The organism is Streptomyces sp. DH-12 (genome assembly GCF_002899455.1).
Lineage (GTDB): Bacteria > Actinomycetota > Actinomycetes > Streptomycetales > Streptomycetaceae > Streptomyces.
In genome coordinates, this window is record NZ_PPFB01000001.1 from 4,196,628 (window position 1) to 4,211,527 (window position 14,900).

Here is a 14,900-nt window from a genome sequence, read left to right on the forward strand (position 1 = left end):
CATCGTGCCGGACGCGGGGCCGGTGCGGGCGGGGGTCCGCACCGGCCCGGCGAACACGGCGGACGACGGCGGTGCCTACGCCTGTTCCACCACGTCCGCGACGACGCAGCTCACGTTGTCGGGACCGCCCGACTCGTCGGCGAGGGCGACGAGTCCGCGGACCGCCGCCTCGGGCGCGGGGGCGTCGGTGAGCACCCGGAGGACGCCTTCGGCGGGGACGACCGTGGACAGGCCGTCGGAACAGAGCAGGTAGCGGTCACCGACGCGGACGTCGTGCAGGCGCAGGTCGGGTGTGGAGTCGGCGCCCCGGCCCAGGGCGCGCAGCAGCAGGGACCGTTGGGGATGCGAGGCGGCCTCCTCGGGGGTGAGGCGCCCCTCGTCGATCAGCGACTGCACCACCGTGTGGTCGTGGGTGATCTGGAACAGCTCCCCGTCACGCAGGAGATGGACGCGGGAGTCGCCGATGTGGACGAGGGCGAGCTGGGAGCCGGTCCACAGCATCGCGGTGAGCGTGGTGCCCGCGTCGGCGCCGGCGTCGCCGGGTCCCAAGGCGCCGTGCACGGCCTGTTCGGCGCGGCCGAGGGCGTCCTCGAGGGCGTTGAGCAGGTCGCCCGCGGGGAGGGCTTCCGCCTCCAGGCTCCTGAGCGCGTCGACGGCGGCCGCGCTCGCGGGGGCGCCTCCGCTGCCGTAGCCGTCGGCGACGGCGAGCAGGCGGGACCCCGCGTAGGCGGTGTCCTGGTTGCTCGCGCGGACCCGTCCGGTGTCGGACAGGGCGGCGTGACGCAGCGCGAGGGGTGCGGTGGTGGGAGACATGGCGGGGTCCTTCCCGGACAGGTGGTCGACGAGGAAGGAGGCCAGGTCGCGCCGTGCGGCGGTGTCGGCCTCGACCCGGGCCCAGAACGCGCGGATCTCCCCGGCCGCCTCGCCCGCCTCCAGGGCGCAGACCCGCTGGATGCGGGCGAGCGGCATGCCCAGCCGCCGGAGCCAGGCGACCAGCCGGGCCTGCTCCAACTGCGCGGGCGCGTAACGGCGGTAGCCGGTGTCCGGGTCGACGCGGGCGGGGGTCAGCAGACCGAGCTCGTCGTACAGCCTCAGCGCCTTGGGCGACAGCCGGGACGCCTTCGCGAACGCTCCGATGGTCAGCAGCTCCATGTACGTCCCTCCTCGTGCCGGGCCCGTCGCCCGACCCCACCGATGCTGGGCGCTCCCCCGAGGTGAAGGTCAACAGCGGGCCGCGCCGCGCGCGAGCGCACTCTTGCAAGCGGGTTGCTTGCAATTGTTAGCGCGGTGCGTCATGGTGGGAGACATGGCATCCCTGAACGTCGGCGGTCTCGGTGAGTATCTGCGCGAGCAGCGGCGCAACGCGCAGCTGTCGCTGCGGCAGCTCGCCGACGCCGCCGGGGTGTCCAATCCGTACCTGAGCCAGATCGAGCGCGGGCTGCGCAAGCCCAGCGCGGAGGTGCTCCAGCAGGTCGCCAAGGCGCTGCGCATCTCCGCCGAGACGCTGTACGTCCGCGCCGGGATCCTCGACGCCGAGCGCGACCGGGACGAGGTCGAGACGCGCGCCGTGATCCTCGCCGATCCCACGCTGAACGAGCGCCAGAAGCAGGTGCTCCTCCAGATCTACGACTCCTTCCGCAAGGAGAACGGATTCGGGGGCGGCGAAGACGGTGAGGCGGATCCCGCCGGACCCGAGCCGGGTACGGAGGCCTCCGCCGGCAAGGGCGGCAGACCCGCCGAACGCCCCGGCCGCGAGGCCGGCGACGACGACAGCGGTCCGCGGCGGACGGCCGGCTGAGCCGGCCAGGGCACCGGCCGTCCGCCGCGGACCACACAGACCCTCAGCCGAAACGACATCCGGGAGGACCCTCACCATGGCCATCACCGACGACCTGCGCAAGACCCTCAGCGACCCCAAGCCGCTCTACTTCGCCGCCGGCACCGCCGACCTGGCGCTGCAGCAGGCCAAGAAGGTGCCGGCCCTGGTGGAGCAGCTGCGCACCGAGGCCCCGGCCCGCATCGAGGCCGTGCGCAACACCGACCCCAAGGCCGTCCAGGAGCGGGTGACCGTCCGGGTCCGGGAGACGCAGGAGACCCTGCAGACCAAGGCCAACGAGCTGTTCGGGTCGATCGACACCGACCTGAAGAAGCTCGGCGAGACCGCCCAGGACCTCGCGCTGCGCAGCGTGGGCGTCGCCGCCGAGTACGCGGTCAAGGCCCGCGAGGCCTACGAGAAGCTCGCCGAGCAGGGCGAGCAGGCCGTGAAGACCTGGCGCGGCGAGGCCGCCGAGGGCATCGAGGACATCGCCGTGGCCGTCGAGCCGTCGGCCGAGCCGAAGCCCGCGCCCGCCCCGGCCGGGACCGGGGCCGGGGAGAAGCCGGCCGGGGCGGAGCGGGGCGAGCCCGCCGCGGCCACGGAGCCGGCGGCGAGGAAGCCCGCCGCGAAGAAGACCCCGGAGGCCCGCAAGGCCACGGCGAAGAAGACGACCCCGCCCGCGAAGTGAGCGGCGCGGGACCCCGCTGAAACGGGACGGAACGGCACGGGCCGGGCACGTGTGCGGTGCCCGGCCCGTTCACCGGGTATCCGGCCGGCGGATGCGGGTACGGTGACGGCGGGAAGACGACGTGGCGCCCGCCGGCGGCGCGACAAGGACGACGGCGCGGTGGACGAGCCGATCACGGGTGGTGGACGTAGTGCTGATGCAGGGCTTCGCTGATTTCTTGTGGCTGCTGAGCATGGCTTTGATCCTGTTCAGCGGCTTCGCGCTGATCGACGCCGCCACGCGCCGTGAGGACGCCTACCGCGCGGCGGACAAGAAGACCAAGCCGTTCTGGCTGATCATCCTGGGTCTCGCCTTCGTGGTGAACCTGATCTTCAACATCCTGTCGTTCCTGCCGATCATCGGCCTGATCGCGACGATCGTGTACATGGTCGACGTGCGCCCGGCGCTGCGCGGTCTGTCCGGCGGCGGCCGGAGCCGCAAGGGCTCCAGCAGCGACGGCCCCTACGGCCCGTACAACGGCGGACGCTGAGCAGGAGACCCCCGCAGCCCGGGGCCGGGCAGACCCGGAGGGCGCTCAGCGCGCCCGGTCCAGCAGCAGCACCGCCACGTCGTCCGTCAGCTCGCCGCCGTTGAGGTCCCGGACCTCGTTGACGGCGGTGCGCAGCAGTGCCTCGCCGCTCAGGCCCTCGGCGATCCGGCGGCGGATCATCTCCACCATGCCGTCCTGGCCGAGCCGCTCCCCGGTGTCGCCGACCCGGCCCTCGATCAGACCGTCGGTGTAGAGCATCAGGCTCCACTCGGCGCCCAGCTCCACCTGCGTCCGCGGCCAGCGGGCGCGCGGCAGCAGTCCGAGCGCCGGACCGTTGTCGTCGTACGGCAGCAGCCGTGCGGGCATGCCCGGGGCGGCCAGCAGCGGCGACGGGTGGCCGGCCAGGCACAGGCCCGCCCGGCGGCCGTCGGGGGCGATGTCCACCGTGCACAGCGTCGCGAAGATCTCGTCGTCCGGGCGCTCGTGCTCCAGTACCTGCTGCAGCGTGCTCAGCAGCTGGTCCCCGCACAGCCCGGCCAGGGTCAGCGCCCGCCAGGCGATGCGCAGCTCCACGCCGAGCGCCGCCTCGTCCGGGCCGTGCCCGCAGACGTCGCCGATCATGGCGTGCACGGTGCCGTCGGGCGTGCGGACCACGTCGTAGAAGTCGCCGCCGAGCAGGGCGCGGGAGCGGCCGGGCCGGTAGCGGGCGGCGAACCGCAGCGGGGAGCCGTCCAGCAGCGGTGTCGGCAGCAGGCCGCGCTCCAGCCGGCGGTTCTCCTGGGCGCGCAGCCGGCCCTCGGCGAGCCGCCGCTCCGCGGAGTCGGACCGCTTGCGCTCCACCGCGTAGCGGATGGCGCGGCTCAGCAGCCGGCCGTCCAGCTCGTCGCGGACCAGGTAGTCCTGCGCGCCGACCCGTACGGCCTCGGCGCCGCGCTCGGTGTCGTCCGCGCCGGTGAGGGCGAGGACGGCGTGCCGGGGCGCCAGCTCCAGGACGTGCCGGAGCACGGCCAGCTCGTCGCCGTCGTCCGCCCGGCCGGGCGCGGGCAGCGCCAGGTCCAGCAGGATGCAGTGGACGTCGTCGGTCAGCAGCCGCTCGGCCTCGGTGAGGTTGCGGGCGGTGCGGATGCGCATCGGCCGCCCGGCCTGGTCGAGCAGGTCGGGCACGATCGGCGTGCCGCCCGGGTCGTTCTCGATGAGCAGCAGGGTGAGCTGGGCGGGTGTGGCGGTCTGGGTCTTCGCCGGTGCGGCGTCGGACGGGGTGGCCGCGGGGGCCGTCGTCCGGTTCCCGGGCAACTCCTGTGCGGACTCGTCCGGTGCGGCGGCCGCCCCCTGACCGCCTTCCGCGGCCGGGATCGCTCTCTGCCGCGGTACGGGTGCGGGCATGGTTCCGGGTTCCTTCCCTCCCCCCGAGGGCATGGCGGGGCGACGGATCTCGGCCCTGCCCCCCGCGTGCGTCTGGCGTGAGCGGACAGGGGATGCCCCTTCGAACGGGGACGATAGCGGGTGACCGCGCCGCAGCGGAATGGTGTGAGCCACGCCGCTCGGCCAACGGCCGCTGTCATATGCCGCGTTTGCTGCCGCAGTTGGACAGGCCGGAGGCGCTGTGGGGATGACGAACGTCACGTCCACGGGGCGTCGGCCACGAGATCCACGTGCGGTGGGTCACGTGGCCCGTGTCACCGGGCCGTTGGGGCCCGGCGGTGCGGCGACGGCACGGCCCTGGCGTCACTCCACGGCGGGGTCGGGCCGTACGACGCCCAGGATCGGCATCGAACCGGCCCCGGCGAGGGTCACCGTCCGTCCGGGACGGGGCGCGTGGACCATCGTCCCGTCGCCCACGTACATCCCGACGTGGCTGGCGTCGGCCCAGTAGATGATGAGGTCGCCGGGCCGCATGTCCTTGACGTCGACGCGCTTCAGCTGCTGCCACTGCATCTGCGACGTGCGCGGGATGGCCTTCCCCGCGGCCAGCCAGGCCTGCGAGGTGAGTCCGGAGCAGTCGAACGTGTTCGGCCCCTCCGCGCCCCACTGGTACGGCTTGCCGATCTGCGCCGTGGCGTACGCCACGGCCTCGCGGCCCTGCGCGGTCGCCTTCGAGGTGACGTCGTCGAGGACGCCGGAGCTCAGCCAGGTGGCCTGGGCGCGGGCGGCGGCCTGCCGCTCCAGCAGGGCCAGCCGCTCCTTCTCCTCCTGCTCGAGCTCGGCCTCCAGCTTCTCGGCCACCTCGATCCGCTTCTCGATCCGCTGCTGCGCCTCGGCCTTGGCCCTGCGGCCCGCCTCCAGCTTCCGCATCTGCTCCCGCGCGTCCTGGGCGTACTGCTCCAGGTCCTCCTGCGTACGGGTCATCTCCCCGATCAGGCCCTTGGCCGCGTGCTGGCCCTGGCGGACCCGGTCGGCGCCGTCCAGGAAATCCTGCGGGTCGTCGCTCAGCATCAGGTGCGCCTCGGGCGGCAGCCCGCCGCTGCGGTACTGCGCGGCGGCCGCGGCGCCCGCGCGGTCCTTGAGGCCGGCCAGCTTCTCCCGGCCCTCGACGATCCGCTTCGCCAGCCGGGCGACCTGCGCGGTCTGCTGCCGGGCCTTCTCCTCGGCCGCGTTGTACTCGTCGGTGGCCTTGGCGGCCGCGCGGTAGAGGCTTTCGAGTTTCTTGCGGACGGCCTCGAGCTCCTGGTCGCCGGTGACCACGGTGACGCTCGCGGTCGCGCCCGGGTCCGGCGGGGGAGCGGGGGCCGCGAACGCCGCACCGGGCGCGGCCAGTACGGTGACCGCGCAGACCACGGTCACGGCCGCCGTCAGCACTCTGCGCCTGCCTGCCCCCATGCGTGCACCCCCGCCTGGTTAATCGTCAGTAACTTGTCCCTGCCGGGATGCTGCCATGCCGGAGCGCGAAACGACAGGGGGTGTGGACGACGACAGGAGGTGTGGACGACGCCCCCTCCGTCCCGCCGGCCCCTGGACGACCGTCGTCCCGCCGGTGTGACGAACGGCCGGGGGACATCGTTCCCGGCCGGCGGGGTGCGGGAGCCCGGCGTCGCGGCGGCTTCACCACCCTCGCGGCGCCAACGCCCCCCACCGGACGGTGACTTCCCCCTGCCGCCACCGCGCCGGACCGTCCGTCACCGGCCAGTCGGCCGTGAGGTCCCGCACGGCGCGGATCCAGCGCTGGCGTGCGCCGTAGGAGGCGTAGGGCGCGGCGGCCGCCCAGGCGCGGTCGAAGTCGCGGAGGAAGGCGTGCACCGGCTCGCCGGGGACGTTGCGGTGGATGAGCGCCTTGGGCAGGCGTTCCGCCAGGTCGGAGGGGCGGTCCAGGGAGCCGAGCCGGGTCGCGAAGGTGACCGTGCGCGGTCCCTCGGGGCCGAGCGCGACCCACACGTGCCGGCGTCCGATCTCGTCGCAGGTCCCCTCGACCAGCAGCCCGCCGCGTGTGCCGGCCGCCGGGTCGGCCGGCGCGAGCCGTGCGCACAGCCGCCGCCACACGCCGGCGACCTCCCCCTCGTCGTACTGGCGCAGCACGTTCGCCGCGCGGACCAGGACCGGACTGCCCGGCACCGGGATCTCGAAGCCCCCGCGCAGGAACGCCAGCCCCTCCCGCTCGTACGGCCGCGCCGAGGCGACCCGGGCCGGGTCGATCTCCACGCCCGCCACCCGGGTGCGGGGCGCCGTGGTGCGCAGCCGGTGCAGCAGTTCGAGCGCGGTCCAGGGCGCGGCGCCGTAGCCGAGGTCGACGGCGAGCGGGTCGGCGGCGCGGCGCAGCTCGGCGCCGTGCGCGGCCGCGATCCAGCGGTCCATGCGGCGCAGCCGGTTCGGGTTGGTGGTGCCGCGCGTCACCGTGCCCACGGGGGCGGAGGCGGGACGCGGTGTCATGGGGACGAGGGTACGGGGGTACCCGCCCCGGGATCGCGGCGCGTGCGCCGCCACGGCCACGCTCCGCCCGGTCGAACGGTTGAGCCGGACAAGGCAATGATTCGGTAAAGACCGCCGTCGACGGCGTCCCCCGGAAATGGGAACGAGGCGTTCCGACGTTGACGCCGCCGAGGGCCGTACGCCCCCACTCAGCCGTGCTCGCAGCGAGGAGGAACGCCACGTGAGCCACTACATCGCGAGGCTCGGGCGGCGCTCCCCCGCCACCCCGTCACGGCTGCGGCTGCACCGCAGGCCCCGCCGCGTGGCGATGCTCTCCGTGCACACCTCGCCGCTGCACCAGCCGGGCACCGGCGACGCGGGCGGCATGAACGTCTACATCGTGGAGCTGGCCCAGCGCCTCGCCGCGATCAACATCGAGGTGGAGATCTTCACCCGGGCCACCACGGCCGCCCTCCCGCCCGTCGTCGAGCTCGCCCCCGGCGTCCTCGTCCGGCACGTCGACGCGGGCCCCTACGAGGGCCTGGCCAAGGAGGACCTGCCCGCCCAGCTCTGCGCCTTCACCCACGGCGTGATGCAGGCCTGGGCCGGACACCGCCCCGGCCACTACGACCTGGTCCACTCGCACTACTGGCTCTCCGGCCACGTCGGCTGGCTGGCCGCCCAGCGCTGGGGCGTCCCCCTGGTGCACGCCATGCACACCATGGCCAAGGTCAAGAACGCCAACCTCGCCGACGGCGACACGCCCGAGCCCGCCGCCCGCGTGATCGGCGAGACCCAGATCGTCTCCGCCGCCGACCGGCTGATCGCCAACACCGCCGAGGAGGCCGGCGAACTCGTCCACCACTACGCCGCCGACCCCGGCAAGGTCGCCGTCGTCCACCCCGGTGTGAACCTCGGCCGCTTCCGCCCCGCCGACGGCCGCGCCGCCGCCCGCGCCCGCCTGGGCCTGCCCCAGGACGCGCTGATCCCGCTCTTCGCCGGCCGCATCCAGCCCCTCAAGGCCCCCGACGTGCTGCTGCGCGCGGTGGCCGTGCTGCTCGCCGACCGCCCCGAGCTGCGCTCCCGCCTCTGTGTGCCCGTGGTCGGCGGCCCCAGCGGCAGCGGCCTCGCCAAGCCGGAGGGGCTGCAGAAGCTCGCCGCCCGGCTCGGCATCGCCGACGTGGTCCACTTCCACCCGCCGGTCGGGCAGGAGGAGCTCGCGGACTGGTTCCGCGCCGCGTCCGTGCTGGTCATGCCGTCGTACAGCGAGTCGTTCGGGCTGGTCGCCATAGAGGCGCAGGCCTCCGGCACCCCCGTGCTCGCCGCCGCGGTCGGCGGCCTCCCGGTCGCCGTGCGCGACGGGGAGACCGGCTTCCTGATCCAGGGCCACGACCCGGCCGCCTACGCGCACGTGCTGCGGGACCTCGCCGACCGGCCGGAGCTCGCCGCCCGGATGGGCGAGGCCGCCGCCCGGCACGCCCAGTCGTTCGGCTGGGACACCGCGGCCGCCGCCACCGCCGACGTGTACACGGCCGCGGCCCAGGCCCACCGCCGTCACGTACGCTCCCACCATGGCTGACACGGAAGCGGAGCGGCGGGCGGCACAGGTCGTCGAGGACGTGCTGAAGGACGCCGAGCTGGAGTGGGAGAGCCCGGCCCCCGGGACCTACGTGGTGACCCTGCCCGGCACCCGGAAACTGTCCACGACGGTCTCCCTGATCGTCGGCCGGCACACCCTCTCCCTCAACGCCTTCGTCATCCGCCACCCCGACGAGAACGAGGCCGGCGTCCACCGCTGGCTGCTGGAGCGCAACCTCAAGCTGTTCGGCGTGAGTTACGCCGTCGACCCGCTCGGCGACATCTACGTCACCGGCCGCCTGCCGCTGCCCGCGGTCACCCCGAAGGAGCTCGACCGGCTGCTCGGGCAGGTCCTGGAGGCCGCCGACGGCAGCTTCAACACCCTGCTGGAGCTGGGCTTCGCCTCCGCGATCCGCAAGGAGTACGCCTGGCGCGTGTCACGCGGCGAGTCCACCCGCAACCTGGACGCCTTCACCCACCTGCTGCAGCGGCCCTCGGCCGACTGACCACCCCAGGACCGCGCCCCCCGCCACGGGCACGCACCTCGCCCGCCGGAGCGGTGAGCCCGGCGGCCGTACCCCGGTGGGGGGAGAAGGGGGCGAACGGGCGTGCGGGGACGGGCTGTTAGCCTGCCGCGATCCGGGCCCTGGACACAGGGGTCCCATGCATGAAGAGGACGTGCATGCGCACAGGCAGATCCGCCCTGGCGGCGGTGCTCGGCGGAACGATCGCCCTCGGGGCGTTGACCGCTCAGCCCGCCCAGGCCGCCGACACCGGCATAAGAGTGTCGAAGGTGGTCGTGAACAACGGCAAGCCCATGGTCGTGGGCACGACCGAGACGAAGTACCCGACGATCAGCTACCGGGTGACCTGGCCCGCCGGGTACACCATCAGCACCGCGACGACCGACCCGTTCATGTACCACGGGACCACGGCGGCCAAGGCCTTCGAGGGCCCGGGCGGCCAGCTCATCCAGCACGACATGATCCGCTGCTACGAGGACGGTCCGCGCGCCGCGAACTGCGAGGGGGAACTGCGCATCCGGCCCCGCGAGAACCTCGACTCGGCCAAGGACGCCACGACGTGGAAACTGGCGTTCGTCACCTTCCTGGAGAAGAAGGGCCAGATCGTGAGCTGGGGGTACCTGAACAGCTCGGGCACCCTCCAGGTCAAGCGGGCCGCCCGGGCCACGGTCAACGCCTCCCCGGAGCCGGTGGCCAAGAACAGGACGCTCACCGTCACGGGCAAGCTGACGCGTGCCGACTGGGCGAGGCGCACCTACTCCGGCTACGGCAACGTGTCGGCCAGGCTCCAGTTCCGCAAGGCGGGCGCCACCGCCTACACGACGGTCAAGACGGTGCGGGCGAACTCCAGCGGGTCCTTGAGGACCACGGTGAAGGCGACCGCGGACGGCTCCTGGCGCTGGACGTTCGGCCAGACGGCCACGACGGGCGGCGCGACGTCGGCGGCTGACTACGTCGACGTGAAGTGACCGCGACCGCCCCGCCGTCCGGCCGGACCTCGCGGTCGGCTCCGGACGGCGGGGCGGTCCGTCACCGGTGGTCCGCGTGTCCAGGCCCCCGGCCTGGTTCCTCAGGGGCGTTCACCGCTCCGGTACCGCCCCGGCGTGACCCCCACCAGCCGGCGGAAGTGCCGGGTGAGATGGGCCTGGTCGTAGAACCCGGCGGCGGCCGCGACGTCGCTCGGCGGCCACCCGTCCAGCAGCAGCCGCCGCGCCCGCCCGACCCGCCTGGACATCAGGTACTGGTGCGGCGGGATGCCGTACGCGGTGCTGAACGCCCGTACCAGATGAGCGGGATGGGCGGACAGCTCGGCACCCGCCTCCGCCAGCGTCAGCCCGTCGGCCACCCGCTCGTCGAGCAACTCCCGCAACCGCCGGGCGAGTACGGGGTCCGGGCGGGGCGCGGCCGTCTCCCGTGACCGCAGATGCGCGCGCAGCCGCTCCCCGACCAGCGTCAGCCTGCTCTCCGCCTCCAGTCCGTCCCCGGGCCGCACCAGCGCGGAGTGCACCTGGCCGACACGCCTGCGCAGCAGGGGATCGCGCAGGTCGGGGCGGTCCACGGCGGCCCCGATGAGGTCGTCGCCGAGCCGGCTGGAGTCCAGGTACAGCACCCGCTTGCGGAAGCCCTCGGCCGTGGCCGGCTCGCCGTTGTGCGGGACGTGCGGTGGCAGCAGGGTCACGGTGTCGTCCGGGGTGCCGTGCTCGTGCCGGTCCAGGTCGTACCGCACGACGCCGGAGTCGACGATCAGCAGCGTCCAGGCGTCGTGGACGTGCATCGGATAGGAGTACCCGGTGAACCGGGCGTGGAACACCTCGACGACACCGGGGACGGAGGGCCGCCAGGCGGAGACGCTCGCCGACGGCGCTGTCGGCGCTGGTTCCGGGGGCGGGGCTGCCGGGGCGGGCATGCAAACAACGTACAAGACCGGGAACGGCCCCGGGCGGCAGTCTCACGGCATGAGCACGAGCACCCGTTTCGACACGAAGATCGCCGTCCTGCTGCGTGAGGACCTGGAGCCCTGGCAGCGCCTCAACGTCACCGCGTTCCTGGTCAGCGGCCTGGGCACACAGGTCCCCGAGCTGATCGGGCAGCCGTACGAGGACGCGGACGGCGTGCCCTACCTGCCGATGTTCCGCCAGCCGGTGCTGATCTTCCAGGGCCCCAAGGAGGTTCTGAGGGCGGCCCACGAGCGGGCCCTGAGCCGCGCCCTGCCTCGCGCGGTCTTCACCTCGGACCTCTTCGCGACCGGCCACGACGAGGCCAACCGCGCGGCCGTCCGCGCGGTCCGCACGAGCGACCTCGACCTGGTCGGCCTCGCCGTCCACGGCCCGCGCAACGCGGTGGACAAGGCGCTGAAGGGGGCGCGGATGCATCCGTGAGGACGGGGTGCGAGGCACACCGCACGACGACCGACGGCCGACGGCGGCCGGCTCCGGCAGCCGCCTGCGCACTCCGGGCCCGCCGCCCCGTCCCGCCCGCCCTGCGCACGGGTGGGCGGGACGGGGCGGCGGCGGCCGGGCGGGGACCGGGCCCGGCGCGTCCGCGTACGCTTCCTCCGTGCCCGCACCCCGTCCGCATCGCGTCGCCGTCCTGGTGCTCGAGGGCGCGAAGCCGCTCGACGTCGGGATCCCCGCGCAGGTCTTCACGACCCGCGCGAGCATGCCGTACGAGGTGCGGGTGTGCGGGGCGGCGCCCGGCCTGGTGACCGGCGGCGACGGTCTCGCGTACGCCGTCTCGCACGGGCTCGACGCGCTGGAGTGGGCCGACATCGTCTTCGTGCCCGGGTACCGCTTCCCCGACCGTGAGGACCCGCCGCCGGCCGTCGTCGACGCGCTGATCGCCGCGCACGAGCGGGGTGCGCGGCTCGCCGCGATCTCGACGGGCGCGTTCGCGCTGGCCGCCACGGGGCTGCTGGACGGGCGGCGCGCCACCACGCACTGGCACTACACGCGCGCCCTCATGGCCCGGTACCCGCGCGTCAGGGTCGACGAGAACGTGCTGTTCGTCGACGAGGGCAGCGTGCTCACCTCGGCGGGCGCCGCCTCCGGGATCGACCTGTGCCTGCACATCCTGCGCGGCGACCTCGGGGTGGCCGCGTCCAACCACGCGGCCCGGCGGCTGGTCGCGGCCCCGTACCGCAGCGGGGGCCAGGCGCAGTACGTGCCGCGCAGCGTGCCCGAGCCGCTGGGCGAGCGGTTCGCCGCGACGCGGGAGTGGGCGCTGCACCGGCTGGGCGAGCCGCTCACGCTGGAGGTGCTGGCGCGGCAGGCGGGGGTCTCGCCCCGCACCTTCTCCCGGCGGTTCGTCGAGGAGACCGGGTACACGCCGATGCAGTGGGTGATGCGGGCCCGCGTCGACCTGGCCCGTGAGCTGCTGGAACGCTCGCAGCGCAGCGTCGAGCAGATCGCCGCGGACACCGGGCTCGGCACCGGCGCGAATCTGCGGCTGCACTTCCAGCGGATCCTCGGCACGACGCCGAGCGAGTACCGGCGCACGTTCACGCGCGGCGAGTGATCAGCAGGGTGTGAGGGCCGCTGGCAGGATCCTTGTGAACCATGGCGATCACGCCACTGTCAGCGGCGTGGCGGGCGCGCGAGCCTGGATGACGAGAGGAAGGGACACCACTCATGACTCGCATCGCCATCAACGGATTCGGCCGCATCGGACGCAATGTGCTGCGCGCCCTGCTGGAGCGCGACACCGGCCTGGAGGTCGTCGCCGTCAACGACCTGACCGAGCCGGCCGCCCTCGCCCGGCTGCTCGCCTTCGACAGCACCGCGGGACGCCTCGGGCGCCCGGTGAGCGTCGACGGCGACACCCTCGTCGTCGACGGCCGCCGGATCAAGGTGCTGGCCGAGCGCGAGCCGGCGCGGCTGCCGTGGGCCGACCTGGGCGTCGACATCGTGCTGGAGGCCACCGGCCGCTTCACCTCGGCCGGGGCCGCCCGCGCCCACCTCGACGCGGGCGCACGGAAGGTCCTGGTCAGCGCGCCCTCGGACGGCGCCGACGTGACGCTGGCGTACGGCGTGAACACCGACGCGTACGACCCGGAGCTGCACACGATCGTCTCCAACGCGTCCTGCACCACCAACGCGCTCGCGCCGCTGGCCGCGGTCCTCGACGACCTGGCCGGCATCGAGCACGGGTTCATGACGACCGTGCACGCCTACACGCAGGAGCAGAACCTCCAGGACGGCCCCCACCGCGACCCGCGCCGGGCCCGTGCCGCCGGTGTGAACATCGTGCCGACCACGACGGGCGCCGCGAAGGCGATCGGCCTGGTGCTGCCGAACCTCGACGGCAAGCTGTCGGGCGACTCGATCCGCGTGCCGGTCCCGGTGGGCTCCATCGTCGAGCTCAACACGACGGTCTCCCGCGACGTGACGCGCGACGAGGTGCTGGCCGCGTACCGCACGGCGGCCGAGGGCCCGCTGGCCGGGGTCCTGGAGTACTCGGAGGACCCGCTGGTCTCCTCGGACATCACCGGCAACCCGGCGTCGTCCGTCTTCGACTCGGCCCTCACCCGCGTCGACGGCCGCCACATCAAGGTGGTCGCCTGGTACGACAACGAGTGGGGCTTCTCGAACCGGGTGATCGACACGCTGGAGCTGCTGGCGCGGGGCTGACGAACGGGCACCGCGGCAAGGCGTGGCACCGGGTGGCACGCCTTGCCGCGGTGGCGGGCATGAGCGCTCAGCCGGAGATCACCCGGCGGGATCCGCGGAACCGGTCCCGGGAGATCATGGACGTCATACGGAGCGGTCAGTCGTTCACGGTCGCTCGTGACGGCCACCCGATCGGTCAGCCCGTCCCGCTGCGGCGGCGCCGTCGCTTCGTCTCCCGCCAGGAGTTCGCCGCGATGTCGAGGACGGCTCCGGCCATCGACATCGGCACCTTCCGCGCCGACCAGGACGCCACGGCGGACACCTACCCGGACGACCCCTGTGCGCGCTGACCACCCGGCGTACGGGCAGGGGCTCCTCGACACCGGCATCGTGATCCTGCGGCGCTGGGCCGGCCCCGAGGAACTGCCGGACGAGAGGGCGATCACCGCCATCACCCTGGCCGAGCTGTCCGCCGGCCCGCACGAGGTCCGCCGCAACGACGAGCAGAGCCTCTACGACGAGCACGTCGAACGCGCCCGCAGGCTGGACGTCCTCCAGCGCGCCGAGAACGGGTTCGACCCCGTCCCCTTCGGCGCCGAAGCCGCCCGCATCCACGGTCGTATCTGCGCGGCGGTGATCAGCGCGGGCCGCAAGCCGCGCCGCCGGACCGCCGACCTGATGATCGCCGCCATCGCGGTGGCCGAGGACCCGCCCCTCTTCACCACCGACCCCGACGACTTCAAGGGGCTGGACGACCTCCTCACCGTCGTACCGGTCACCCGCCCGACGGTTCCGCACGAACGCTGAGGTGGACGGTACAGCCTGCTGTACCACGAACAGGGGTGCTTCCCGGCGCGACGTCGAGCCCTCCGCTTCCTAGCGTGGGGACCACGGAACGGATCCGCGAACTCGACTCAGGAGCAACCGCCATGACGACCACCCACCCCAAGGCGTCCGACAACTCCGCCACCCGCACGACCCTCTGGGCCCTCGTGGCCGTCGGCGGTGTGGCCAACGTCGTCGCGTCCGTCGCCCAGGCTCCCCTCGTGGTGAACCTGACCACGGGCCTCATCACCCTCGCCGCCCTGACCGCCCTCGGCACCCGCCACCTCCGCGCCCGGCGCAACAGCGCCTGAGCGGCGTCCGGTGCGAACGGACGCCGTGGCCGAGCCGCCGCCCCCGGCCGGCACGCCCGTGCCCGTGCGCGATCCGCGGGGTATTCCGTTCCCCGATTGTCAGTCGCATGCCATACGCTGCGTTCTCGGCAGCGTCCAACACCCGTTCGGGTGAGGGGGGACGCGCGGCCTCTTTCCTCTTCACG

17 protein-coding genes are annotated in these 14,900 nt (G+C 74.0%); 12 read left to right on the forward strand and 5 right to left on the reverse strand.

From position 1 onward, the window contains the following. Positions 1–75: 75 nt before the first annotated feature. Positions 76–1,152 (reverse strand): MerR family transcriptional regulator, encoded by a 1,077-nt coding sequence (locus tag C1708_RS17810; RefSeq protein WP_106413604.1) that lies wholly within the window; start codon positions 1,150–1,152, stop codon positions 76–78. 154 nt (positions 1,153–1,306) lie between these two features. On the opposite strand from C1708_RS17810, the gene C1708_RS17815 reads away from it, so the two are divergent. The 3 genes from C1708_RS17815 (at position 1,307) to C1708_RS17825 (ending at position 3,033) form a co-directional block, all read left to right on the forward strand. Further along, a complete protein-coding gene (locus C1708_RS17815) occupies positions 1,307–1,798 on the forward strand; it encodes a helix-turn-helix domain-containing protein (RefSeq protein WP_106413605.1) in 492 nt (163 codons plus the stop codon). Between the two features lie 76 nt (positions 1,799–1,874). After that, positions 1,875–2,504: a hypothetical protein gene (locus C1708_RS17820; RefSeq protein ID WP_106413606.1), complete on the forward strand. Its 630-nt coding sequence runs from the start codon at positions 1,875–1,877 to the stop codon at positions 2,502–2,504. Between the two features lie 196 nt (positions 2,505–2,700). Further along, positions 2,701–3,033 carry a DUF2516 family protein gene (locus C1708_RS17825; RefSeq protein WP_198602727.1) on the forward strand — a complete coding sequence of 111 codons (333 nt, stop codon included), beginning with the start codon at positions 2,701–2,703 and terminating at the stop codon, positions 3,031–3,033. 45 nt (positions 3,034–3,078) lie between these two features. On the opposite strand, the gene C1708_RS17830 is transcribed toward C1708_RS17825, so the two are convergent. From C1708_RS17830 to C1708_RS17840, 3 genes are all read right to left on the reverse strand, one after another. Continuing rightward, entirely contained in the window at positions 3,079–4,416 is a 1,338-nt protein-coding gene (locus tag C1708_RS17830) for a PP2C family protein-serine/threonine phosphatase (RefSeq protein WP_106413607.1), read from the reverse strand. Positions 4,417–4,758: 342 nt separating this feature from the next. Further along, on the reverse strand, positions 4,759–5,850 hold the full coding sequence (locus C1708_RS17835) for a C40 family peptidase (RefSeq protein WP_106413608.1): 1,092 nt from the start codon (positions 5,848–5,850) through the stop codon (positions 4,759–4,761). Between the two features lie 222 nt (positions 5,851–6,072). Next, positions 6,073–6,894 carry an SAM-dependent methyltransferase gene (locus tag C1708_RS17840; protein ID WP_106413609.1) on the reverse strand — a complete coding sequence of 274 codons (822 nt, stop codon included), beginning with the start codon at positions 6,892–6,894 and terminating at the stop codon, positions 6,073–6,075. Positions 6,895–7,114: 220 nt separating this feature from the next. Here C1708_RS17840 and mshA point away from each other — a divergent pair, with 220 nt between their 5' ends. The 3 genes from mshA (at position 7,115) to C1708_RS17855 (ending at position 9,943) form a co-directional block, all read left to right on the forward strand. Further along, positions 7,115–8,452: a D-inositol-3-phosphate glycosyltransferase gene (gene mshA, locus C1708_RS17845; protein WP_106413610.1), complete on the forward strand. Its 1,338-nt coding sequence runs from the start codon at positions 7,115–7,117 to the stop codon at positions 8,450–8,452. Beyond that, complete coding sequence (locus tag C1708_RS17850; RefSeq protein ID WP_106413611.1) at positions 8,445–8,957, forward strand: type III secretion system chaperone family protein; 513 nt, start codon at positions 8,445–8,447, stop codon at positions 8,955–8,957. Before mshA ends, C1708_RS17850 begins: the two co-directional genes overlap by 8 nt. Positions 8,958–9,133: 176 nt before the next feature. Continuing rightward, positions 9,134–9,943, forward strand: coding sequence for a hypothetical protein (locus C1708_RS17855; protein WP_106413612.1), 810 nt, complete (start codon positions 9,134–9,136; stop codon positions 9,941–9,943). Positions 9,944–10,044: 101 nt separating this feature from the next. Here C1708_RS17855 and C1708_RS17860 read toward each other — a convergent pair whose 3' ends face one another. Next, positions 10,045–10,881: a helix-turn-helix transcriptional regulator gene (locus C1708_RS17860; RefSeq protein ID WP_106413613.1), complete on the reverse strand. Its 837-nt coding sequence runs from the start codon at positions 10,879–10,881 to the stop codon at positions 10,045–10,047. 49 nt (positions 10,882–10,930) lie between these two features. Here C1708_RS17860 and C1708_RS17865 point away from each other — a divergent pair, with 49 nt between their 5' ends. From C1708_RS17865 to C1708_RS17890, 6 genes are all read left to right on the forward strand, one after another. Then, positions 10,931–11,353 carry a DUF2000 domain-containing protein gene (locus C1708_RS17865; protein WP_106413614.1) on the forward strand — a complete coding sequence of 141 codons (423 nt, stop codon included), beginning with the start codon at positions 10,931–10,933 and terminating at the stop codon, positions 11,351–11,353. A 178-nt stretch (positions 11,354–11,531) separates the two neighbouring features. Then, the gene (locus C1708_RS17870) at positions 11,532–12,488 is read left to right on the forward strand and encodes a GlxA family transcriptional regulator (protein ID WP_106413615.1); all 957 of its coding nucleotides are present in this window, start codon (positions 11,532–11,534) and stop codon (positions 12,486–12,488) included. 113 nt (positions 12,489–12,601) lie between these two features. Then, on the forward strand, positions 12,602–13,600 hold the full coding sequence (gene gap / locus C1708_RS17875) for a type I glyceraldehyde-3-phosphate dehydrogenase (RefSeq protein ID WP_106413616.1): 999 nt from the start codon (positions 12,602–12,604) through the stop codon (positions 13,598–13,600). A gap of 59 nt (positions 13,601–13,659) precedes the next feature. Further along, positions 13,660–13,929 (forward strand): prevent-host-death protein, encoded by a 270-nt coding sequence (locus C1708_RS17880; RefSeq protein WP_106413617.1) that lies wholly within the window; start codon positions 13,660–13,662, stop codon positions 13,927–13,929. Continuing rightward, on the forward strand, positions 13,919–14,386 hold the full coding sequence (locus C1708_RS17885) for a type II toxin-antitoxin system VapC family toxin (protein WP_106413618.1): 468 nt from the start codon (positions 13,919–13,921) through the stop codon (positions 14,384–14,386). The genes C1708_RS17880 and C1708_RS17885 overlap by 11 nt, the downstream gene beginning before the upstream one ends. Positions 14,387–14,508: 122 nt before the next feature. Then, positions 14,509–14,715: a hypothetical protein gene (locus C1708_RS17890; protein ID WP_106413619.1), complete on the forward strand. Its 207-nt coding sequence runs from the start codon at positions 14,509–14,511 to the stop codon at positions 14,713–14,715. Positions 14,716–14,900 lie beyond the last annotated feature (185 nt).

Bases quoted from the DNA above. Each gene is read 5' to 3' on its own strand.
- C1708_RS17850 (WP_106413611.1), top strand. From the start codon at position 8,445: ATGGCTGACACGGAAGCGGAGCGGCGGGCGGCACAGGTCGTCGAGGAC.
- C1708_RS17815 (WP_106413605.1), top strand. From the start codon at position 1,307: ATGGCATCCCTGAACGTCGGCGGTCTCGGTGAGTATCTGCGCGAGCAG.
- C1708_RS17855 (WP_106413612.1), top strand. From the start codon at position 9,134: ATGCGCACAGGCAGATCCGCCCTGGCGGCGGTGCTCGGCGGAACGATC.
- C1708_RS17865 (WP_106413614.1), top strand. From the start codon at position 10,931: ATGAGCACGAGCACCCGTTTCGACACGAAGATCGCCGTCCTGCTGCGT.
- C1708_RS17810 (WP_106413604.1), bottom strand. From the start codon at position 1,152: ATGGAGCTGCTGACCATCGGAGCGTTCGCGAAGGCGTCCCGGCTGTCG.
- C1708_RS17830 (WP_106413607.1), bottom strand. From the start codon at position 4,416: ATGCCCGCACCCGTACCGCGGCAGAGAGCGATCCCGGCCGCGGAAGGC.
- C1708_RS17825 (WP_198602727.1), top strand. From the start codon at position 2,701: ATGCAGGGCTTCGCTGATTTCTTGTGGCTGCTGAGCATGGCTTTGATC.
- gap (WP_106413616.1), top strand. From the start codon at position 12,602: ATGACTCGCATCGCCATCAACGGATTCGGCCGCATCGGACGCAATGTG.
- C1708_RS17840 (WP_106413609.1), bottom strand. From the start codon at position 6,894: ATGACACCGCGTCCCGCCTCCGCCCCCGTGGGCACGGTGACGCGCGGC.
- C1708_RS17820 (WP_106413606.1), top strand. From the start codon at position 1,875: ATGGCCATCACCGACGACCTGCGCAAGACCCTCAGCGACCCCAAGCCG.
- C1708_RS17860 (WP_106413613.1), bottom strand. From the start codon at position 10,881: ATGCCCGCCCCGGCAGCCCCGCCCCCGGAACCAGCGCCGACAGCGCCG.
- C1708_RS17835 (WP_106413608.1), bottom strand. From the start codon at position 5,850: ATGGGGGCAGGCAGGCGCAGAGTGCTGACGGCGGCCGTGACCGTGGTC.
- C1708_RS17880 (WP_106413617.1), top strand. From the start codon at position 13,660: ATGAGCGCTCAGCCGGAGATCACCCGGCGGGATCCGCGGAACCGGTCC.
- C1708_RS17890 (WP_106413619.1), top strand. From the start codon at position 14,509: ATGACGACCACCCACCCCAAGGCGTCCGACAACTCCGCCACCCGCACG.